Origin of the sequence: Bradyrhizobium jicamae (assembly GCF_001440395.1) — a bacterium.
Classification (GTDB): domain Bacteria; phylum Pseudomonadota; class Alphaproteobacteria; order Rhizobiales; family Xanthobacteraceae; genus Bradyrhizobium; species Bradyrhizobium jicamae.
Genome location: NZ_LLXZ01000071.1, coordinates 20268 through 40143, shown reverse-complemented (window position 1 = coordinate 40143; position 19876 = coordinate 20268). Strand labels below are relative to the sequence as shown.

Below are 19876 nucleotides of genomic sequence, written 5' to 3'. Positions count from 1 at the left end.
GGCAAGCGAGCGTCCATACACGGCAACCGAGCGGGCGCGGCGAATTTAGCTTCGAGCGTGCGGGACGCAGCAAATCTAGTGAAGGGGCCGCGGATTCGGGGTCTTGGCGCTCCCTAGCGGAATCGAACCGCTCTCTCCACCGTGAAAGAGATAAGAACAGGTCCATAGTCGTCCACCTCCGTGTGAATAGTCGAATTTAATCAACAGATACTGTCACATAGGACCATGTCAGTCCATTGACGTCCAACCATGAATATTGGACAAGCGTTGGACACGAGGCGTTTTCAACCTTGCCAAGGTGGCGACGATGGCCCGCACAGTGCGTGACGCGAACCTGGAGAAGCGAGAGGCCCGCAGGCGTCTGGAGGCGCGCGGCAAGCCCTATTATCGGGTCATGGAGGAGGGGGTTCACCTCGGGTACCGGCGGCTCAAGTCGGGCGCCGGCAACTGGGTGGTGCGGAGCTATGTGGGCGATCAGAAATACGAGGTCGAGACGATCGGCCCGGCAGATGACTTGTCCGACGCCGACGGCGTGAAGATCCTGAGCTTTTCGCAAGCACAGGCGAGGGCGCGCGAGGTGATGGTCGACCGTGCCCACAAGGCAGCCGGCAAGTCCGGCCCGCTCACCGTGAAGGCCGCCGTCAATGCCTACATTGAGTTCCTGGAGGCCAAGCGGAAGTCTGCGAAGTTCAGCAGGTACGCCGCCGACGCTTTCGTCCTGCCCGATCTCGGCGAGATCGAGGTCAAGGATCTGACCAAGGATCAGATCGAGACGTGGCACCACGGCCTGGCCAAAGCTGGTGCGCGCATTCGCGTGAAGAAAGGCGAGGAGCAGCGCTTCAAAGAGGTCGACGACCCCGAGGAGCATCAGCGACGCCGGCGATCCACTGCAAATCGCATCCTGACGGTTTTGAAAGCCGCCCTCAACAGGGCGTGGCGTGAGGAGAAGGTCCCCAGCGATGCCGCTTGGCGCGCCGTGGAGCCGTTCAAGGGCGTCGATGCGGCGCGCGTGCGGTACCTCGAACTCGCTGAGGTGACGCGGTTGCTCAATGCATCGGACCTGGACCTCCGCCGGCTGGCCCGCGGTGCGGTGGAAACCGGCGCGCGGTATGGGGAGCTGACGCGGCTAAAGGTCGTCGACTTCAGCCACAACTCTGGCACTGTCGCGATCCGAAAGTCCAAATCGAGCAAGGCGCGACACATTCACCTCACCGAGGACGGCATTGCGTTCTTCCGTTCGATCACCGCCGGCCGGGCCGGCACCGAATTCCTGTTTCTGAAGGAGAACGGGGAGCCGTGGAAGAAGGACCACCAGAAAGATCCGATGCGCGAGGCCTGCGAGCGGGCGAAGATCGATCCGCCGATGGGCTTCCACGGTTTGCGCCACACCTGGGCGAGCCACGCGGTCATGAACGGCGTGCCGCTGATCGTTGTGGCGAAGAACCTCGGGCATAGCGATACGCGCATGGTCGAAAAACACTACGGTCATTTGGCGCCGTCCTATGTCGCCGATGCCATCCGCGCTGGCGCGCCGCGGTTCGGTGCGGTCCTGAGCGGTATGTGAGGGGGCTATGGATTGGTCGACGTTGCAAGAGGCAGCCGCGATTGTGCGGGCGGCAGGCGCCGAGAATCCCGCTGAAACGATAACGCGGGCGGTCAGCGCTGCCCAGCTAGTGCTGGGAGCGTTTCCCACGCCCGGCCGCACGCCTCCCGTGATCAGAATTCGGGTGATATTGCCGCAGCGAAAGCTGGATACCAAGATGATGGATTGGCTGCATGCGCCCGTGCTCGACTTCGAAAAGTCGGAGATCCTTTGTCGCGGTTTTGCGCTCGAGTCATGGGAGTACTTCCACCCCCGGAATCACCCGGCGAGGATCGCGATTTGGCGCGCCGACCTGATCCGACGATGGCCGCCAATCAACCACGGGAAAAGTACGGGTTTGGATCCGTTGGCAGCTCCTCGCGGGGGTCGGCAGCGCACAGGAGCACCTGAACAGTACGACTGGGACGAGATCGAGCAGTTTATTCGAAGAGAATTCTCGAAGCGCGGAGACTTCACCAGGCGCGAGAACCGCGTGGAAGGTTGGCGGTCTCAAAACGACCTAATCGGCCTAATTAAAGACCACTTGGAGGGGCTCAACGAGCCGATCCCAGGTGAGACGCGGTTCAAGGAAAAGGTCGGCGAGATGCTGCAGAAACTGCGGTCGGAATTAGCGACCGACCATTAGCGGCCATTACTGGCCGACGCGCACCCCCAAATCAATCCACCTTCGTCCAAGCTTCAACAAGCGAGGATGAAGATGGAAACCGCAGTTCAGAATTTTTACGGCCGCCGCTCGTTTCGCGTCGAAGAGATCGCGGAGCGTAACGGAATCTCTCGCGCGCAGATCTTCGTCGAGATCAAGGAAAAGCGCCTGAATGCCCGCAAGGTCGGATCCCGCACGATCGTGACGGACGAGGATGAGGCGAACTGGCTCGCCTCGCTGCCCCAGACCAAAGAGGCGGCGGCCTGATGGACAGCGGTGAAGGCCGCCGTCCAGGTCGGGACGGCGGGGCTTCGGAGGGCGATCGGGGGATTGCAGCCGAAGCTATCGCAGACCACAGCACGGGCAAACAACGCACGCTCGCGTGTTCCGCGCCCGTCCGGCGCTACCAGCTGAACAGGCGCGCCAGTGTTGCCTTCAACTTCGATTGCGAAGGGCACCGCTATCGGGCCACAGCGTCGCACTATCCGGACGGCCGGCTAGCCGAGATCTTCCTGGATACTGGCAAGATCAATACGCCGCTCCAGCAGCACGCGGAAACGTCTGCGATCCTGGTGAGCCTGCTGCTTCAGCATGGTGTTGAGGTCGACGCCATCCGGCATTCCATCAGCGGGCCGATTGCGGTCGCGCTTGATCTGGCGGTGCGACCATGAGCGCAAGGCCGCCACCGCTCGCTGAGCCTGTTCCGATCGCGAAGTTTTTCAAGTCAGCGCGAGATCGCACCAAGCATATCCGCGTCGAGCTCTCCGAATATGAGGGTCACCCGCTCGTCAACGTGCGGGTATGGCAAACCGGTTCGGATGGCGTCGACCGCCCGACCGTGCAGGGTATTGCGCTCGCCGTTCGCAAACTCCCGGAACTGGCCCGGGCACTGGCCAAAGCAGAAACCCGGGCGGTTGAACTAGGCTTGCTTAAAGTGGAGCCGGCCGAATGAACTCAATCCTCCCAATCGAGATTGATCCAAGGCCGTGCGAGTGGTGCGGGCTGACGATCGATCGGCATGAGATGGTCGACGACGGGGAGGGCCCGCAATTTTTCTGCCTCGACCTGTCGCCCGATGAAATGACGCTCGACGAGTTGGAGCGGCGCGCCGAACTGCGGCGCCAGGAAGAGGTCGCGGCCATACTGGCGCGGATGGATGCGATGCCGCGCCCTCGAGATCCGCCGCCTGCCGCGCCCGAGCCCTACCGCCCCGCGCAATCGACCGTGGACGCGTTCCGCATCGTGGTCGCCGCCGGAGATATCGGGCGGCTCAAGGCATGGCTCGCCGATCGTCCCAAAGATGCGGCCTTGCTACTCGCCTTGCTGGAAAGCCCCTCATGCTGAGCCCGTTCAACACCGACGACATCGACGACCTCAAGCGCACCTTCATGCCAGGCGAAGCAATAGCGGCGCCGGCCGAAGATGTGCCGATGCCGACGGAGATCCCAGAAAGCGCCGACGGACTTCCGGACCTGGAGCCGGAATACGGAAAGCCCTACATCGCCGGCGAATGGGATCCGCGATCGCCGTGGGCGCCGGTGCCGAGCTTGAAAGAATGGGACGCTGGCGAGCGTATTGACGTGCCGGAGCCCCGTGGGTGGTTGCTCGGCAATCAATTCTGCCGCCGCTTCCTGTCCGGCCTGCTAGCTGCCGGCGGAACCGGAAAAAGCGCGTTGCGTCAGGCGCAGTATCTGGCCCTCGCAACCGGAAAACCACTCACCGGTGAGCACGTATTCAAACGCTGCCGGGTGCTCATGCTTTCGTTGGAAGACGACGACGACGAGATGCTTCGGAGGCTCGCCGCGGCACGAATGCACCACAACATCCAGCCGGCCGACCTGAAGGGCTGGCTGTACTGCGCCGCCCCGAAGGGGCTCAAACTCGCCGAGATGCGGGACGGAACGCCGCAGGCCGGACAACTCGAGACTCTGCTGCGGGATACCATCTCACGGCGCCAAATAGACCTCCTCGGGCTGGATCCTTTCGTCAAGCTGCACGCTCTCGAAGAGAACGACAACGGCGCGATGGACTTCGTCTGCGGGCTGCTGGTCAAACTGGCGATCGAGTTCAACATCGCCGTCGACTGCCCGCATCACGTCAAAAAGGGCCAGCTAGCTGCCGGCGATGCCGACGCAGGCCGCGGCGCGAGCTCGGCGCGGGACGCCGGCCGCCTGATGTATACGCTGACCAAGATGACGGACGTCGAGGGCGAGACGTTTGGCATCCCCGCCGAGCAGCGCAAACTGTACATCCGCCTGGACAGCAGCAAGGTCAACATCTCGCCGCCGTCCGGCGAGGCCACGTGGTTCCGACTTGTCGGCGTGCCGATCGGCAACGGCACCCCTGAATACCCGAGCGGGGACGAGGTGCAGACGGTCGAGCGATGGCACCCGCCCAAGACCTGGGACGGCATCAGCAGCGCTCAGATAAATGCGGCGCTCGACGACATCGAGTCCGGCATGCCGAACGGACAGCGCTATTCCGATGCGCCCAAGGCTGGTGAGCGCGCCGCTTGGAAGGTGGTGCAGCGCCATTGCCCGAACCGTACCGAATTCCAGTGCCGCGAGATCGTCCGCACGTGGTCCAAAAATGGCCTCTTGGTCGCCGAGGACTACGAAGACCCGACCGATTACAAGACCCGGAAGGGTCTCCGCGTCATCCACGGAAAGCGTCCGTCATGATGCGCCATTGCGCCAAATTCAATGGCAGATCAATGGCAGGGTTCCACATCTTCCGCCATTGGAATTTCCCTAGTGCTAGGGATGGCAGAAAACAGTCTGCCATTACCCTCGCGCGCAGTGGCGTACCAATGGCGCAAACCGCCTCGCGCGCATCCTCACCAACCCGCTATGCGCCACCAGCGCTCTGCCTTCGGCGACGCTTGGAAGCGCATCGCTCACACCGGAATAACGTCAATCGCTTGACGCGCCGTGCGTTGCCACATCGGATCCATAGCGAGCACGCTGGAGGCATGAACAAGATCGCAACCATCGATAACAATCCGAAACCGGGCAAAGTCGGGCGCATCAGCCGTCGCGTCCGTCATGCGGTTGACTTGCTCGCCTCAGGTGAATGCAAAACACAAAAAGCCGCCGCGGAAAGGGCCGGACTATCACCAGAGCGACTTTGCCGGGCTCTGAAAGAGGTCAAGGTTCAGGAATATCGAGACCGGCAGACCCGCGTTTCCCTGGCGAACGCGAGCATAACCGCGGCAGCAACGCTGAACTGGCTGCTCGAACACGCCAAGTCGGAGCACTGCCGCAAGGATGTCGCGGTGACGCTGCTCGGCTACTCAGGCGTTCACGCCAATCCCACCAGCGGCCCCGTCGTTAACATCGGCATCGGCGGCGGTGTTGGGTATGTCATAGATCTCAGCGGGCCAGGCGACACGCGCGACAGCCACCCCATGCTGGACGTCACGCCGAACCGTGAGGGCGAGCGATGACAGTCGCCACTGACGCAAGGTGGCGAGTATGGACGCACTTGGACGCAGAAAGGCTGCGTTTGCAGGCACATTTGCGATCTCTGGCAAATCAGTGTCCAACACGCGGCCAATATGCAGCGTTGAGCACAATACACACCGATGCAGGCGGAAGGGTTTTCGCGCGCGCGCTCTCGCCACTTCTTCAACACTCTGGGAAGCATCAGCACGCGCACAGGCCACCGCCCGCGAGTTCACGGCCGCAGGAAGGCCCCGTTGGTGTGTGCCAGCTTTGGACGCTGCCGACGTCGGCCGATCGACGGCACGCGCTGGCTGACTCGCGCTGCTCATCCTGGCGGCACTCTGGCGCCTGCGGTCACTGGAATCCGAAGGGCCCCCCGGTACCCTCGAATCCAAACGGCGCGCAGCGGACGACCCCGGTTAAAAATTGGCGATCGCGATCGGCGCCCCGGGTCTTCCTCGCGCGACTTCCCCGGACCATCGGTTCCATTTTTTTCCGGTCGAAATCCCCGGATGCGAACTCGATTTTTTGTTTTCCAAAACTGGCGCTGGAAGTTTCTGTCCCGAACCGTCGCCCGTGCGACGCGACCCGTTGACCTGAAAGGCAAGGACCCAATGTTCACCGACAGCCAAGAACTACTCTCCGACGCGCAGGCCCTGACTGCCACGGCGATCTCGACGAAGGTTTACGACCTGCTCCCTTCGGGCGGTGCCGTTGGCTCGGGCCGTCCTGGCGGGCCGGTGGCGAACACCACCGTCAACATCGCCGGCAAGCCGATGTATCTCTACATCTACGTTCACACCGTGCTCGATAGTGCCGGCGAGGCTGCCACCCTGACCGCGACGGTGGAGAGTTCGGCCGATACGTCGAACGGTTCGTCGACGGTTCACTGGACGTCGGGATTGATCGCCGAAGCGACGCTTGCGACCGGCTATTGGGTTGCCAAGGGTGTCGCGCTGCCGCCCGGCACCTACAAGCGCTACGTGTGTGTCAAGTACACGGTCGGCACCGAAAACTTCACCTCGGGCAAGGTCTCGGCCTGGCTTTCCGACACGCCTCAAGCCGCCAACTCCGACGAGTATGCGCGCGGCACCCACCACGGCCTCAACTGATTCCTGCGAACAGAGAAAGCGAACCCATGACCACCACCACCCCAAAGACCGCCGACGAGGCCCGCAAGCTGATTGGCAAACTCACTGCCAAGCGCGCCGGCCTGGAAGCCGTTCTCGCTTCCGGCATCGAGCGGCGCAAGGCTTTTGCCACCGCCGCGGAATTTGGCGATGCGGCGGCGAAGGCGAGTTTGCAAAGCATGGAGGCGGAAGAGAATTCCGCGCGCGCCGCCCTGCAGAACCTGGATTTGGTCATTGCCGCGATGGAGCAACTGCGCGGCGATCTGCAGGCCAGCGAAGCGGAGGATCTCGCGAGGCAGCGCGCGGTGGAGCTGTCCGAGGCCACCGACCGGCTGCTGGCAGTCGACGACGAGATCGACGACGCGCTCGACCATGCCCGCGATCTGTTTGCCCAGCGCGCGGAAATCGCCAGCCTGCCGATCTTCGATCATGCGAGGAAGCACAATTTCGGCGCCGGCGGCGTGACGCATGAGCGGGAGATGGGCGAGTCGCTGCTTGCCTACTTCGACAAGCAACTCGGCTGGCTGCCGGGCAGTCACCATTATCGGTATGATCGTATCGAACGGGTTGCGGATTGGGATAGTCGCCAGCTTGGCAAGAAGTCGGCCCGGATGCTCGAGCGGGGCCCGCGCGCGCCAACACCCATCGAGCGCAGCCAGGAACGCTTCATGTCGGGTCCAAGCTGGACCCGCGGTCATTTCGGTTTTGATTCCAGCACCAAGCTGCCCGAAACACGGAAGCTTGAACCGGGCGAAATTCCCGCGGTGCTCGACGACGAGATGGGCATGCGGCTGAAGGATCGGGTGAGTAGAAGTGCCCCGGCAAGCCGAGCCTCGAGCAGCGGGACGCGAAGATAATATGGCGAGTTTCTTCAAGCCTGACGTCCCCCAGCAAGACCCCGCGGTTGCGAAGCAGCAGCAGGATGAGCAGGCGCGTGCGGACGCGGCGCGTATCCGCGAGACGCAGGACCAATTGCAGACCGAGAGCCTGCTGCGTTCCCGCCGGCTCGGCGTCCGTTCCCTGGCCGGCTCATTCACCGCTGGCCGAACGTCATTGCTCGGGACAGGCTAGCCGATGCCGAATTTCCACGAACCGATCATCATCGACCGCGCTGTGCCGGTTTATCGAGCCTTACTTTTGGAATGTGAGAGGCGTCGTCAGGAATTGGGTTGGCCAATGTGGAAGGTCGACGAAATCAGCGGCGTGCAGGAGGGCCACTACGCGAAATGCTTGCACGTCGACAGGGCCAGCGGCCGTCAGGCTCAGTGGAAAACCTTGCACCTGATCGTCTCGGCGCTTTGGCCTGAAGGATTTGATCTAGAGGTGAAGCCGAAGGCCGGAGGCTGCCTCGGCGCTGAAGACATGCGAATGAAAGTCTGGTTCGCCGCGGCCGATAATGATCGAGTGTCACGTCGCGAGCTGATGCGAGAGCTTGGTAGGCGTGGCGCCAAGGCCCGAATGCTGAAGCTTGGCAAACGCGAGCGGAAAAAGGTCGCCCGGAAAGCATCAAAAATCGCAGCCGTCAAACGATCGAAAGCCGCTGCGGCACGGGCGAAACTTCAATCTCCAGCGTCTCACCTTAGCGCGCTTGCGCCGTGCGTTGGCAATGATCAATCGCCTCCAGCAGAGTGTTCCTAGTCGCTTCAGGACAACCAACCGATCGGCTCGGCAGACATAAGAGGATTACCTGATGCTTCCGCGTCTCACGGGTAAGGCCAGCAAGTCGGGTCCGGAATACGTCGAAGGTGTCTGGACGCCGGTGCTCACCTTCGCCACGCCAGGCAATCTTTCGGTCACCTATTCCGTGCAGACCGGCTTCTACGCGCGAGTCGGTAACCTCGTGACCGCCGGGTTCCTGGTCACAACGTCGGCCTTCACGCATACGACGGCGAGCGGGGCGGCGCGGATCACCGGCTTGCCGTTCACGTCGGCGAATGTGTCAAACCAGAATGTCTATGGCCCTTGCTTCTGGCAGGGGATCACCAAGGCGAATTACACCTATGTGATGGCTCGCCTCGCAGCGAATTCCAACATCATCGACTTCGGGATTGCTGGGTCCGGCCAGACGGCAACGCTGGTCGCCTTTGGCGACATGCCAACCGGTGGCTCCGTGGCTCTACATGGCACCTTAGCGTTTCGCGTGTAGGCCGAAAAAGACCGCCTTCGGGCAGTCTCTCCCGACTTTTGTCAGTGGCTTAATTATCTGAGTTGTGACGGCAGCCGGCGTCCGGACCGCGAATTTCCAAGCCAAAATGATCTGACAAGCCCAAGGTCTGAAGGGTGCGACGGGGATGCAAACCACTAGCTTGTTGGAGCGTAAAACTCACCAACCAAATATCGAACGTGGTCGGGTGTAGAATCGGACGACTGCGTGGCGACGAAATATCCCGCCGGCGCGGCTATCCACAAGTCGATCTGCTCGTCGGTTAGCGTGACGGTACCGTCACGGAATTTATAGTCGCCCGCCCTTGTCGGATCCCCGACGTCGTTCCAACCAATTCGGACTTCCATGGCAGTCCTCCATTGCGATCGGGGGCAGACTAACGAGCGTTTGCTGGAACAGCCTTTTAGGCTGGCCACCAGCTCCAGATAATTGCAGATAGGTTGATGACCGCCAGTGAAATGTAGGTGACGCAACCGAGATGTGACGCTGTTTCGCGTGTCGCTCGGCATCGCCCGCTGGACGACGACGTTCACGCCGCCGACCGCGGCCTATTCCTGAAACCACCCGCCGGCAGCGGCGGGCAGCGGCCTGTCAATCTCGCTGTGAAGCGACGGTCATTTCAAATGGTGTCATAGCGCCGTGCAGATAGCGCCCCTCCAACTTGATTTTGACTTTCGCCCCTGCATGGTCCTCAGTTGTCTTCAACTGAAGATGAGTGGTGGCGGCGGCTTCGCCATGGACCGGATTCGGCGCCGCGTGAAACTCCCATTTTGGCTCTATCATTTTGCCGGAAAGCCCTCTGACCGGCGGAGTACCGCCGCCCCACGTCGCAATAAGCGAGCGCCGCGGTCTCATCAAGCTTACCCGGTCGATCCGCACGCTTTGAGTAATATTGCGGAAGGTGAGTTTCAGGCTGTACCAGCCCTGATGATCGGCCGCCGGATTCCAGCGCAAGGTTATCGACGGCAATCCTGCTCGTTCGGCCGCCTTGCGCTCGCGGTGTTTGTCTACGCGTGTCCAAATGAACGTGGCGCCGGAAATAAGAAGCGCGATGCCCGAGGCCGCGCGCGCAAACCAATCTGGATCAGCCATAAAAGCACCCCCATAGCGCCCAGCCGCAAAGCAGGATGACGGCGATCAGAAATTCAATGCGGCGCGGTCGGATCATTTCTTCGCTGACCGGACTATTTTGATTTTGCCTCTACCACGAGGCTTACAACCAGATTCTGCAGATCATGCTCAAGTGATTGAATCATATCGGCGGCCCTTGTCGAGTTAGCCCGGTAGACGGCCTCATACGCCAGCGCTTTCTCATCGCGACAGCCGTAGAGGGCGGCTTGGGCGATAATATTGGCCGCCTCGCCCGAGCGAATGTACTTGCCGGCTTTGTCCATCACGCATTTGCGCCAAGCATCCGTCATTGGTTTTGCAGCAATGATTAGCGGGTTCGTTTGCGCGGCTGCACACACGGAGGATAGGATCGAAACAGCGAGTGCAGCCCTAAGGCCCGTCATCATTTGGGCTTCCTTGCGTCAACGATACGAAGCAGGTGATTTGCCAGCATGACAATCTCCATCGCTTCCTCAGGGATCCGTAGATCGACCTCGCGGTGAGAATGCGGATTTTTGTAAGATCCGATAGCTCCGGCGAACAAAGCTGATCGGGCCTGGCGTTCGCTTTTCTCAGTTTCCTTATCCGTTAAGGGCCCGTTGTCTTCATGGAACGCTTTGCGCATGAGATCCACGCCGAGATCGCCAGCACCAAAATTGCCAGCCTGTCGCACGGACACCTCGACCGCCTTCATTGCTTGAAAAACTGCAACATCATACTCGCCGCGCATGAAAGCCGACCAAACGGTATCGGCGATCCTTGGATGCAGCGTGTCTTTTTGAATTTTCCTGGAACGCGAAAACTCACGTATCTCCTCCTGACTCTGCATTTTCTCGGCACGGCGGCTGAAAGCTTTCCAACCATGGGCGCCGTTGGTACCGGGCGCCGGTATTAAGAGGCCCTGCACTTCAAGCCAATTCCAAGCTTCTGTTACGGCCTGAATGACTTGATCTCTTCGTGTATCGGAATAGGACGCCGGGTGCCCTGGATGTGATGTCAGGCCACTACAAAAATTGGTGAGATGAACAACGCCCCCGCCTTGCCGTTGGCTACGGAGAGCAATCAGCAGCGCTGCAGCAAGTTCCTCCGCTTCGAGATGCAGCAAGTAATCTACATCTGGAATCAGCTGCGGAAGAGAACTCATTTTTTCTCCCTTCACCTTGCAAAGTTCGACAAAGCCGGCCCTATCCAACGGCAACCGCAGGGCGAGCGCAAGAGGACGGCAGTGACTATGAGCGGGGATTGTCTTCCTCGAGCCATTGACGTGTCGCGACTCAGGCTCTGCATCCGCCGGCGCAATCAAAGCCAGGCCGCCGCGCGCTTTAGGCTGCTCGCCGAAACCCCGAGAATGCCCAGTAGAGACCAGCCCCGAGAAGGAGGGAGGCGGCCGGAACGCCAGTCCCTAAGTAAACGAAGAACCAATCAAAGGAATTGCGGGGCATTTGAAGCTTCATCGGATAACTACACCATGGCCCGGTCTTATTCTCCGTGCAATCGCTTCGCTTGTTCTGTTCAACAAAGGCGACAACCTCCGACTCCGTAGCTCGGGCCGGAGCAACGACTTCGTATCTCTCCTTAAAGCGTCCCTCGATTTCGTAGGTCTTATTTGCTTCAAGCAATCGCCCGTCGATTATGACGATGGTCGCGCAAATTGCGACCCAAAGGGCGCTAAATATTACCCACAAGCGAAACAGACCACGCCCCCAATTCACCGCGCCGTTGTCCTTGCGTTCAGCCCCAGCTCGACCAGCCGGCGGATTGACTCAGTCTCCATCGCCCAGCATCCTGAACCCGGCAAGCGAACGCATTCGGTCGACCGCTCGATAAACATCTCGCAGATCGAGCGGGCCCATCAATACTCCTCCTTGATCGATCGTAAGGCTGGTTTCGTCGCCAAAGCTGTTACCTTGGTCGTGCATCATGCGTGACTTCTGTTTCCGTCCTGCCGAGCTGACTTTGCGTTCGTAGGCATGCTCATTGATGTCGCGAACATCGACTAGGGTCTCGGTCGCCGCGATAAACACCTTTCTTTCATCTCTATCCAAGCCTAAGGCGCCAGCCTGATGCTTACATAGACGATGCGCGCGACAAGTATTGAAGACAAATGACTGGGCGAGCGCCATGCGGATTGCAGCGGCGGCGCGTCCAGACGTCAGGTGATCAGAGCTTCCACCAATCGTCACTTTTCGCTGTAGAAGGGAGAGCAAGGCTTCGAATGCGTCACACGCCGACTCCAACAATAGTGCAAATGCTTCTTTCGTCGACACATCCGGCGCGTGATGGGGCGGCACTGGAATTCCAAGCTCGATCAGTCGTCGAATAGCTTCGGGACGCGTCATTGGGACCTGCTGCTGAATGATCCACTGGTCGAGCGCGTCTAGGTCGCTTGGCGGAAGGCGAACACCGACCAACGTAGCGCCGACAGGGGGGCGTCCGGCACGTCTCTTTCTGTTATCAGGAATCGTTGACTTTGGCATAAAATCTGATAACAGAAATAGCGAGCCGGCGCAAGACTGCCATCTTGCTTCCGGCTCTAACCCCAATCACGAAAGGGCTTTCAAATGACCGAGGCTGACCGCGTGCATAGCACGCCACCCACAAACGCGCCTATCGATACGAAACGGCGCCGTTTCCTTTCAGTTGCTGCCGGCGGCGCCGTTGCTGCTGCAATTCCGACCACAGTTTCCACGGCGGCCGCGGCCGACCCGATCTTTGCTGCCATCTACGGGCACAGAAAGGCCCAGGCGATCCACTCGGCTGCGATCGACGAACTCAACCGGCTTGAAAGGATCCATGGCGACCAGGCCGACGGGGGCATCACCGAAAAGCCCTGCCATGACGAGAACGAGGCATTCGGGATCTTGCTCGGCACGGCTGCCACCACGCAGCAAGGGCTTATCGCAAAGTTGGAATACCTCCGCGCAATCGCGCAGGGCAAGGAAGCCTGGATGCTCGATGAGCGCGAGGGCACCGCGCTCGACCTGATCGAGAGCTTCACCACATCGATCAGCACCATTTGGGGGGTGCAGTCATGAGCAACGTCATCGAACTGTCCGCGTTCAAAGGCGCCCGTCCTCCGAAGAGCGTTCTCGATTCTGAGAGCGACGCGCCGATAGAACCGCGACGCATTGGCCGCATCGGCCGGCGGCAAGACGGCCACCGCAAGTTCGTGTTCCGCAGCTACAATCTGATCGCGGAATCGGACGATGCAGATTTGGTGCGCGACGTCCGGCTCGACACCGGTAAAGCGCAGACAAAACTCAAGAAGATTCGCGAGCAGATCGTTATCGATCGAGACAAGGCGGCCGCTCGCGCTGACATGATGACCAAGGCAGAAGCCAAGTTGAGTGCGGCAATCGAGGCCGCGGAGCGACACGGCCCAGAGCAACCGCCAGCCCAAGGCGATCGGGTGGAGCAGCGCCGAGAGTTCAACGAGGCTATGCGGCGACGGATCAACATCGTTGCGCTGCTGCGGGATATTTCCGTTGAGGAGATCAAGCCGGCGTTGACACTCAAGCATCACGAGATCGCCAAGTTCACAACGAAGCACGGCGTGAACCCGGAGTGGCTGCTTGAGGGTAAGGGGCGCGTGTTTATCAACGAACCGCCGAACTCAAGCAGGAGCTCCGCGGACCTGGCGGCGCTGGTGTACACGCTGCCCGAGGCTCAGCAGCGAAAGATCGAGGCCGTGGTCGACCTGCTTCTCGAAGAGCGGCGCAAATGAAGCGCCGGTGCCGATCTCACAGGAAGCGCAACCGGTAGCGGTTGGCGCACATGCCCGCCGATCAAATGCGGTGACGAGACGGGCGCGGGGTTGATAGGCCCCGCGCTCACCGCATGAACGACGAGACGAGAACAACTAGGCGGCCATTTTCTTCGGCGGCTTCTTTTTCGGGGGTTTCTTCTTTGGAGCCGTCCGTACACCGGGGCCTTTCTTCGCGATAGCTTTTCTTTTTTTGGTCAATCGTCTAGTGGATTTTTTGGCCTTTCTCGCCTTCCCAAATCTCGGCATTGATTTCCCTCCTCAAGATTTGAAGCAGTTCAAAACCCTTTGCCATCCGGTAATCGGTTCACTCTCCAATCGATATTCATATCCATCGCGAGCCACAAAATGCCGAAGCAGCCGATGACAGAACGGCACTCGAAGTCGATTTTCCTTTTTGACGGTTGGATCGCTAACGGTGGCATCGAGCGCCGCATTGTAAGCAAGGGCGTCCAACGCGCGCATCGGCATCGGTTCTTCCCCAGCAATTGTAAATAGTTTTGAATTCCATTTCGCAGGATTGGCCGTCGCCTCCAACTCGATCTCAGCCAGCATGTCGCAATATTTGCGCTGAAGAAATTCGTGGGTGCGAGCTTTCGAGCCGAAATCGAAAGTCAACTGGGCCGTCGCAAAGATTAGAACACCGAATTCGAGCCACAACTCTTCAATGTGAAAAAGCTTTGAGGCCTTTCCTGCAACGCCCGCTCCGAGGATTATGACAACGAAATTCAAGAGCCGATTAAGTGTGTCGTAGTATTCCCGACGCGCGGTATGATAGATGGAATTCCGGAGCGCGTTGAATCTCGGATCATCGTTTGTCTCGGACGTTGCCTCCGTGTCGGTCATTGCCGTTCATCAGCCCTTCTTCGGGGGCGGCGAGGTAGGCGGAGGCGATGGCGCCGGTCGCACTGGAGGGTGACCATTCGGACTGGGGCGGCTCGGAGCTGGAGCTACACCAACGTGTTTTTTGAGATCGTCTGGCATGGTCAGTACCTCGGGGTCCGTGTGCCAACTGCGCCAGTATATGGGTTCACGTTGCCGGTGGCGCTATAGTTGTCACGCTGTGTGCTGTTGGGATTGGTCGCGGCGTGGGGCGCCACGTAGGTCCCACTGTTCGTCGTGTAACCCTGGACGCTGTGGCTCCGCGAATTCGAGCCGGTGCCAAAATTTTGTGCCTGGGCGGCGGTAGCGACCAGCACCAAGGTCGCAGCGAAAATGATCTGCTTCATTCCCAATCCCCCCATAGGTTTAAAATGCGCGCGGATACAACCACGGGAATCGTAGGGAGGGCAACACCGTGGAATCCCGGGCGGTGGACAACTCCAATCGCCGGCGCCGATCGCACAGGAAGCGCAACCGGCATCGGCTGGCGGCACATGCCCGCCGGCTGAGGCGGTGAAGTCAGGCCCGCCAGTTCTCGCTGGCGGGCCAGATGTTAAAAAGTGCAGCCGTGATCGGGCCGTCCCATATTATTCGGATGATCTGCTCGTCCATAATACTTAGCGGCCAAAGCAAATTTGGATACAACACCGCAAAACGCTCATCGGTTATTACAACGCAGGCTTTCTGCGAAGCCCAGATGCCGCGTACCTTTACCAACCCTGGTTCCAGCACCTCTATATCTAAAGCAGGAATTCTGCCGCTAGTCCCATACGACGGCTCGACGAATTGCATCTGTCTGACCATTTCCGGATAGATGTAGGCTGGCGTGCAAGGGACCTCGATGCGAACACGCCCAGGCCGAGAGTCAAACGATACCGCTTGATCTCTATGAGAGCGGATTCGATTATCCGAAATTCGCAGAACTTCCCGCCCTTCAAGATTTCTGAGACGAGACCTGACGAGCAAAATATCGTCATCCTCGATCCGAAAAGCCAGTGTGTTTGCGTTCGATAGTTCGAAAACGATGGCATGCTCGTGAGCCGTCTCGACTATGATACTCCCGGCGACTAATCCGAGTTTCTGTGCCGGCTCTACTGAGAGTACGGCTTGCTGATATTCCTGAGTCCGGTCGGCGCTCTTCCAACCGTATAAAATCTGCTCTGTAATCTTTAGGCTGCCGTGGTGAGCAGCGTCGTGACAGGCAGGGCACAGAGCTATCATGTCCTTGCCGTGATGGCTTCGGTAAATCGCCCATTCCTTAATGTGGTGATATTCCACTCTTGTATTTGTGCACCCTGGATTCGCGCATTTTCCGCCGGCCTCATCAAGCACAGCCCGCTTGATTGATAGCGGAATGTTGCGCTTTTCATGTGCCATTCACCCCACCATTTTCGTGGTTCACGAGGCGGACCAGGGCAATAAAATCTACTCGGGCAATGATCTTGGGTGTTCCGTCCCAGCAAACCCCATCCCTAGCGGCTTGTCACCTCGTTCATGTTTTGTACTATCGTTCCTACCGTGAAAAACGACCGGGAAATCGAGATCCTGTTCAGGCGGCTTCGCCTGTACGACCAGCTTGGGCGCCGGGCCGAAGGTATTTGCCGAACAATCCAGAGAGCGATGAAGGAGCGATATGGATGCCAGAGCCGCTCAAATGGTACGACGAGCAGGCGGCCGACAACTCACCGTGGATCGAGGCGCTTGCCGAGCTGAGGCAGCGGGCGACGCGCGAGGGCCATTGCTATCAGCACGTCCAGGCGATCACAGTCGCGATCGACCAGTACGCTGAGAAGGCGCTGGGCAATCGCGACTACTTCCTCAACAAACCTTACGGCGTTGGCTGAGTAAACAGTGGGGCTTCGGTCCCGCGCCTTTTTCTGCGGCGATGATTGGGGCGGGGAATGTTGTCCATCGGCGGATCAGGTTTGTTCCTGCCTGTCCTCAGGCGGCACCACCGGCGGAGGCGGCTCAAGCTGCGCGAAGGTTACCATGTTATAGGTGGCCACGGCCGAAGTGCTTGATGCGATTGTCAGCGAGACAGAGTGCTTCGCGGGCGCCTTCGAATACTGAAGGTGCTCGCCGGCCACATAAGCGCTCAACGCGCATCCGACGACGACTTTAGCGGTGGTGAATTCCTTGCTTTTAAACATGCGAATCTCCTTTCGCGGGATTCTGCCAGCAGTTCGCCAGAACCACGGCGCGCGAATTCGTCGCAGGGTCGTCACGATTGCGGCAGAAGTTCTGCCGCCGCGGCGTGCCGCTCTGCGGTGGGCGTACGTCACCGCCTATCGCAGCCGGCCACCAGCAACGCCTTGCCGATCGCCAGATCGCGCTGGCTGCCGTCGCAGCGGGGAGGGTGCAAGAGCGAGAGGATGGCCCAGCTCATCAGCGCTACGAATCCAAGCGCGATCCACAGACGTTTATTGGACATCTGTTGGACGCAGCGGAGGCAGCGGCGTCTAAGCTGTTGATTTAATTGGCGCTCCCTAGCGGAATCGAACCGCTCTCTCCACCGTGAAAGGGTGGCGTCCTAACCGATAGACGAAGGGAGCCAAACAACAGGAAAATCAAGGCATTATGCGCTTGATGGGCCGTGTTGGCCGCCGGCCGTCCATGTTGGATGGGGGCGGCGACGGGCGAACGTATAGTGGCGTTTGGCCGGGTGGGCAAGCCGCTTCGAAATGGCGTTTTTGCGCCTGTTTCCGATCTCTATCGGCACGACGGGCGACAGCCGGGACGGGCGCCTCAGGCAACGGATTTTAAAGCCGCATGGCGTAAGGTTGCATCAGGGGGAACTTCGACATGGCTTTGCTATCGAGCAAGAAGCGCGAGGCGCGCAAATCATTGAGTCAGCCCGGGTGGATCACGCTCGAAGGCGGTTTTGCCGCGCGACAGTGCGTGGTGCAGGACCTGTCCACGACGGGAGCGAAGGTCACGATCGACGATCCCAACTCGCTGCCGGCCAAGCTGCGGCTGGCTTTTTCGCGCGACGCCAGGACCGGACGCCGCTGCGAAGTGGTCTGGCGTCGCGGCAAATCTGTCGGCGTCAAGTTCGTTCGCTAATCTGGAATCGATCCGCAAGCAGCGATAAAAGGCGGGATGCGAAAATCCCTCCTGGTCATGATGGCGGTGCTGCTGCCTTCGGTTCCCGCACTCGCCGAGCAACTCCGTCTCAAGAAGTCCGACAGGGCCGCAACATCGGGCAAGGCGCTTCCGCTGAAGCGCCCGAGTTCGGCCAATGCCTGCGCGGAGTACGGCGCGGGCTTCGTCAGGATCGAAGGCACCAATACCTGCATGAAGATCGGCGGCGCGATAAGCGTCGGCGCTGGTGTGTCCAGCGGCTCGCGCTGACCAGCCCTTACGTCATCGGCGGCGCGATGAACTTCGTGAAGCCGGGGCGGGCGGCGAATTGCGCGAACCAGCGTTCGAGGTTCGGCAGTCTCTGTTTGGTGACGCCCTCGACGCCGAACCAGCGCCGCGCATACGCGCCGAGCGCGATATCGGCGATGGTGAACTGATCGCCTTCGATGAAGCGTCGGGTCGCCAGTTGCGCCTCGACGATCCGCCACACCAGGCCTTCCGCATCGGCGTCCTTCTGGATCGCGACCATGTCGCGCTTTTCCACCGGCGTGCGCACCAGCGCCCAGAACACGGGACGGTCGACCGGCTGCAGGGTCGATAGCGTCCAGTCCAGCCAGCGGTCGACGCCGGCGCGCGCCTTCGGCTGCGAGGGATAGATCGGCGAGGCCTCATCATAGGCCATGCAGAGATAGCGCATTACCGAATTGGATTCCCACAGCACGTAGTCGCCATCCACCAGCGTCGGCACGCGGCCGTTCGGATTCATCGCAAGATAGGGCGCCTCGTTGTTCTTGCCGAATTGCATGCCGGCATCGATCCGCTCATAGGCGAGATCGAGCTCGGCGAGACACCACAGCACTTTTTGAACGTTGACCGAGTTGGCCCGGCCCCAGATGGTGAGTTGTTGTTTCTTGTTGTCGGCCACGCGCGTAGCTCCCGCTGATCTGCTTGTGCTCAGTTCATAGCTGAGGATTGGCAAAAAAGCGCGTGCTCGCGCAGGGCCGGCGCCAACAAAAACAGGCCTGCCGCAGTGCGACAGAGCCCGTTTCTTGCATTAGCGCGGCGAACGTCAGCCCGGTCAGTGGCCCAGGAACAGCCACAGCAGAATGATCACCGGAATAGGTACGCCCAGCAACCAAAGCAAAACTCCTCGTCCCATCATTTCCTCCTACAAAATGTATTCGAGGAGAAAACGCGCGATGCCGTGGCCCGTTCCTGCGGATAAAACAACGCAAGCGAAGGAACGTTTTATGATTTGGGGATTTCCGCGAGCGACAACCCAGTCCGAAACAGCGAGTAGCCGTCGTGCTCGACCGCCTCGCGTACCTCGGCGTTGACGTCGTCGGAATGGCGGCTGCGTGTCAGCCGCCATTCGTTCTTACTGGTCTCGTCAGGAAACGGCGCGCCCGCTCTGGTCACGAGCCGGTTGCAGGGATGACGGACGTGGACGAAGAAATCGTACAGGGTTTACCAGTGGCCAGTGTTCGGCATCGATGTCCACGGCTCGGCGGGTGGCTTCGGCTCGCCCTTCTGCAACAGCTCGATCGAATGCAGGTCCGGCGAGCGCACGAACGCCATGTTGCCGTCACGGGGCGGGCGGTTGATGGTGATGCCGGCCTTCATCAGGCGGTCGCAGGTGGCGTAGATGTCGTCGACCTCATAGGCGAGGTGGCCGAAATGGCGGTCCTCGCCGTATTTCTCCTCGTCCCAATTATAGGTGAGCTCGACCAGCGGCGCGCCGCGGTTCTGGGGCGCTGCCTTGAACAGGCCCTCGTCCTCGGGCGCGCACAGGAACACCAGCGTGAAGCGCCCCTTGTCGTTGTCGACCCGGCGTACTTCCTTCAGCCCCAGCGCATCCTGGTAAAACTTCATCGAGATATCGAGATTGCGGACGCGCAGCATGGTGTGGAGATAGCGCATGTTTGTTGTCCTCTGGTCTTGCGAAATTTGGAGTTTCTTCAGCTCCCGAGGGCAATAAGTAGCAGCAAATTGCAGCGTAGGGCAGGGGTTGCCGGTTTCACTCTGTCCCGTTTACGCGAAACCTCGACAGGCGCGAA

General features: G+C 60.1%; 30 protein-coding genes and 1 tRNA gene. 18 read left to right on the top strand and 13 right to left on the bottom strand.

All coding sequences use genetic code 11. From position 1 onward, the window contains the following. Positions 1 to 256: 256 nt before the first annotated feature. The 13 genes from CQ12_RS11620 to CQ12_RS11560 all read left to right on the top strand — a co-directional run bounded on the left by CQ12_RS11620 (position 257) and on the right by CQ12_RS11560 (position 8965). Entirely contained in the window at positions 257 to 1564 is a 1308-nt protein-coding gene (locus CQ12_RS11620; RefSeq protein WP_245309861.1) for a tyrosine-type recombinase/integrase, read from the top strand. A gap of 7 nt (positions 1565 to 1571) precedes the next feature. Then, positions 1572 to 2228: a hypothetical protein gene (locus tag CQ12_RS11615; RefSeq protein WP_057835441.1), complete on the top strand. Its 657-nt coding sequence runs from the start codon at positions 1572 to 1574 to the stop codon at positions 2226 to 2228. A 72-nt stretch (positions 2229 to 2300) separates the two neighbouring features. Beyond that, on the top strand, positions 2301 to 2513 hold the full coding sequence (locus CQ12_RS11610; protein WP_063799726.1) for a hypothetical protein: 213 nt from the start codon (positions 2301 to 2303) through the stop codon (positions 2511 to 2513). Then, positions 2513 to 2917, top strand: coding sequence for a TSCPD domain-containing protein (locus CQ12_RS11605; protein WP_083519240.1), 405 nt, complete (start codon positions 2513 to 2515; stop codon positions 2915 to 2917). Before CQ12_RS11610 ends, CQ12_RS11605 begins: the two co-directional genes overlap by 1 nt. Continuing rightward, positions 2914 to 3198, top strand: coding sequence for a PC4/YdbC family ssDNA-binding protein (locus CQ12_RS11600; protein ID WP_057835439.1), 285 nt, complete (start codon positions 2914 to 2916; stop codon positions 3196 to 3198). Before CQ12_RS11605 ends, CQ12_RS11600 begins: the two co-directional genes overlap by 4 nt. 71 nt (positions 3199 to 3269) lie before the next feature. Continuing rightward, positions 3270 to 3590 carry a hypothetical protein gene (locus CQ12_RS11595; RefSeq protein WP_157088150.1) on the top strand — a complete coding sequence of 107 codons (321 nt, stop codon included), beginning with the start codon at positions 3270 to 3272 and terminating at the stop codon, positions 3588 to 3590. After that, positions 3584 to 4927 (top strand): AAA family ATPase, encoded by a 1344-nt coding sequence (locus tag CQ12_RS11590; RefSeq protein ID WP_057835437.1) that lies wholly within the window; start codon positions 3584 to 3586, stop codon positions 4925 to 4927. The genes CQ12_RS11595 and CQ12_RS11590 overlap by 7 nt, the downstream gene beginning before the upstream one ends. Positions 4928 to 5217: 290 nt before the next feature. Next, entirely contained in the window at positions 5218 to 5691 is a 474-nt protein-coding gene (locus tag CQ12_RS11585) for a hypothetical protein (RefSeq protein ID WP_057835436.1), read from the top strand. A gap of 612 nt (positions 5692 to 6303) precedes the next feature. Next, complete coding sequence (locus tag CQ12_RS11580) at positions 6304 to 6801, top strand: Bbp16 family capsid cement protein (protein ID WP_057835435.1); 498 nt, start codon at positions 6304 to 6306, stop codon at positions 6799 to 6801. A 26-nt stretch (positions 6802 to 6827) separates the two neighbouring features. Continuing rightward, positions 6828 to 7676 carry a hypothetical protein gene (locus CQ12_RS11575; RefSeq protein ID WP_057835434.1) on the top strand — a complete coding sequence of 283 codons (849 nt, stop codon included), beginning with the start codon at positions 6828 to 6830 and terminating at the stop codon, positions 7674 to 7676. 1 nt (position 7677) lies between these two features. Beyond that, the gene (locus CQ12_RS11570; protein ID WP_057835433.1) at positions 7678 to 7890 is read left to right on the top strand and encodes a hypothetical protein; all 213 of its coding nucleotides are present in this window, start codon (positions 7678 to 7680) and stop codon (positions 7888 to 7890) included. Positions 7891 to 7893: 3 nt separating this feature from the next. Next, on the top strand, positions 7894 to 8457 hold the full coding sequence (locus CQ12_RS11565) for a hypothetical protein (protein WP_057835432.1): 564 nt from the start codon (positions 7894 to 7896) through the stop codon (positions 8455 to 8457). 52 nt (positions 8458 to 8509) lie between these two features. Continuing rightward, on the top strand, positions 8510 to 8965 hold the full coding sequence (locus tag CQ12_RS11560; protein ID WP_057835431.1) for a hypothetical protein: 456 nt from the start codon (positions 8510 to 8512) through the stop codon (positions 8963 to 8965). Positions 8966 to 9120: 155 nt separating this feature from the next. Here the strand turns inward: CQ12_RS11560 and CQ12_RS11555 are convergent, their stop codons facing one another. From CQ12_RS11555 to CQ12_RS11530, 5 genes are all read right to left on the bottom strand, one after another. After that, positions 9121 to 9330: a hypothetical protein gene (locus tag CQ12_RS11555; RefSeq protein ID WP_057835430.1), complete on the bottom strand. Its 210-nt coding sequence runs from the start codon at positions 9328 to 9330 to the stop codon at positions 9121 to 9123. 244 nt (positions 9331 to 9574) lie between these two features. Continuing rightward, positions 9575 to 10075, bottom strand: a complete 501-nt coding sequence (locus CQ12_RS11550; protein WP_057835429.1) for a hypothetical protein — start codon at positions 10073 to 10075, stop codon at positions 9575 to 9577. A 92-nt stretch (positions 10076 to 10167) separates the two neighbouring features. Then, positions 10168 to 10500, bottom strand: coding sequence for a hypothetical protein (locus tag CQ12_RS11545; protein WP_157088149.1), 333 nt, complete (start codon positions 10498 to 10500; stop codon positions 10168 to 10170). Beyond that, the gene (locus CQ12_RS41450) at positions 10497 to 11237 is read right to left on the bottom strand and encodes a TIGR02391 family protein (protein ID WP_063799724.1); all 741 of its coding nucleotides are present in this window, start codon (positions 11235 to 11237) and stop codon (positions 10497 to 10499) included. The genes CQ12_RS11545 and CQ12_RS41450 overlap by 4 nt, the downstream gene beginning before the upstream one ends. 619 nt (positions 11238 to 11856) lie before the next feature. Next, positions 11857 to 12432 (bottom strand): hypothetical protein, encoded by a 576-nt coding sequence (locus CQ12_RS11530; RefSeq protein WP_198164126.1) that lies wholly within the window; start codon positions 12430 to 12432, stop codon positions 11857 to 11859. Between the two features lie 222 nt (positions 12433 to 12654). Between CQ12_RS11530 and CQ12_RS11525 the strand changes: the two genes are divergently transcribed. Both CQ12_RS11525 and CQ12_RS11520 read left to right on the top strand, forming a co-directional pair. After that, positions 12655 to 13128: a hypothetical protein gene (locus CQ12_RS11525; RefSeq protein ID WP_057835424.1), complete on the top strand. Its 474-nt coding sequence runs from the start codon at positions 12655 to 12657 to the stop codon at positions 13126 to 13128. Beyond that, positions 13125 to 13817: a hypothetical protein gene (locus CQ12_RS11520; RefSeq protein ID WP_057835423.1), complete on the top strand. Its 693-nt coding sequence runs from the start codon at positions 13125 to 13127 to the stop codon at positions 13815 to 13817. Before CQ12_RS11525 ends, CQ12_RS11520 begins: the two co-directional genes overlap by 4 nt. Before the next feature lie 300 nt (positions 13818 to 14117). Here CQ12_RS11520 and CQ12_RS11515 read toward each other — a convergent pair whose 3' ends face one another. Both CQ12_RS11515 and CQ12_RS11505 read right to left on the bottom strand, forming a co-directional pair. Continuing rightward, a complete protein-coding gene (locus CQ12_RS11515) occupies positions 14118 to 14702 on the bottom strand; it encodes a hypothetical protein (protein ID WP_057835422.1) in 585 nt (194 codons plus the stop codon). 555 nt (positions 14703 to 15257) lie between these two features. Continuing rightward, entirely contained in the window at positions 15258 to 16115 is an 858-nt protein-coding gene (locus tag CQ12_RS11505) for an HNH endonuclease signature motif containing protein (RefSeq protein WP_157088147.1), read from the bottom strand. A 260-nt stretch (positions 16116 to 16375) separates the two neighbouring features. Between CQ12_RS11505 and CQ12_RS11500 the strand changes: the two genes are divergently transcribed. Further along, positions 16376 to 16582: a hypothetical protein gene (locus tag CQ12_RS11500; RefSeq protein ID WP_057835420.1), complete on the top strand. Its 207-nt coding sequence runs from the start codon at positions 16376 to 16378 to the stop codon at positions 16580 to 16582. A gap of 75 nt (positions 16583 to 16657) precedes the next feature. On the opposite strand, the gene CQ12_RS11495 is transcribed toward CQ12_RS11500, so the two are convergent. The 3 genes from CQ12_RS11495 to CQ12_RS11490 form a co-directional block, all read right to left on the bottom strand. Then, the gene (locus CQ12_RS11495; RefSeq protein WP_057835419.1) at positions 16658 to 16888 is read right to left on the bottom strand and encodes a hypothetical protein; all 231 of its coding nucleotides are present in this window, start codon (positions 16886 to 16888) and stop codon (positions 16658 to 16660) included. Positions 16889 to 17016: 128 nt separating this feature from the next. Further along, the gene (locus CQ12_RS43640) at positions 17017 to 17169 is read right to left on the bottom strand and encodes a hypothetical protein (protein ID WP_157088146.1); all 153 of its coding nucleotides are present in this window, start codon (positions 17167 to 17169) and stop codon (positions 17017 to 17019) included. Positions 17170 to 17215: 46 nt separating this feature from the next. Then, positions 17216 to 17290, bottom strand: a tRNA-Glu gene (locus CQ12_RS11490). A 250-nt stretch (positions 17291 to 17540) separates the two neighbouring features. Here CQ12_RS11490 and CQ12_RS11485 point away from each other — a divergent pair. Further along, positions 17541 to 17801 (top strand): PilZ domain-containing protein, encoded by a 261-nt coding sequence (locus CQ12_RS11485; RefSeq protein WP_057835418.1) that lies wholly within the window; start codon positions 17541 to 17543, stop codon positions 17799 to 17801. A gap of 36 nt (positions 17802 to 17837) precedes the next feature. After that, the gene (locus CQ12_RS11480; protein WP_057835417.1) at positions 17838 to 18089 is read left to right on the top strand and encodes a porin; all 252 of its coding nucleotides are present in this window, start codon (positions 17838 to 17840) and stop codon (positions 18087 to 18089) included. A gap of 7 nt (positions 18090 to 18096) precedes the next feature. Here the strand turns inward: CQ12_RS11480 and CQ12_RS11475 are convergent, their stop codons facing one another. The 3 genes from CQ12_RS11475 to CQ12_RS11470 form a co-directional block, all read right to left on the bottom strand. Next, positions 18097 to 18744, bottom strand: coding sequence for a glutathione S-transferase family protein (locus CQ12_RS11475; RefSeq protein WP_057835416.1), 648 nt, complete (start codon positions 18742 to 18744; stop codon positions 18097 to 18099). A gap of 323 nt (positions 18745 to 19067) precedes the next feature. After that, positions 19068 to 19238, bottom strand: coding sequence for a hypothetical protein (locus tag CQ12_RS43635; protein WP_157088145.1), 171 nt, complete (start codon positions 19236 to 19238; stop codon positions 19068 to 19070). Between the two features lie 48 nt (positions 19239 to 19286). Beyond that, entirely contained in the window at positions 19287 to 19739 is a 453-nt protein-coding gene (locus tag CQ12_RS11470) for a VOC family protein (protein WP_057835415.1), read from the bottom strand. Between the last annotated feature and the right edge of the window lie 137 nt (positions 19740 to 19876).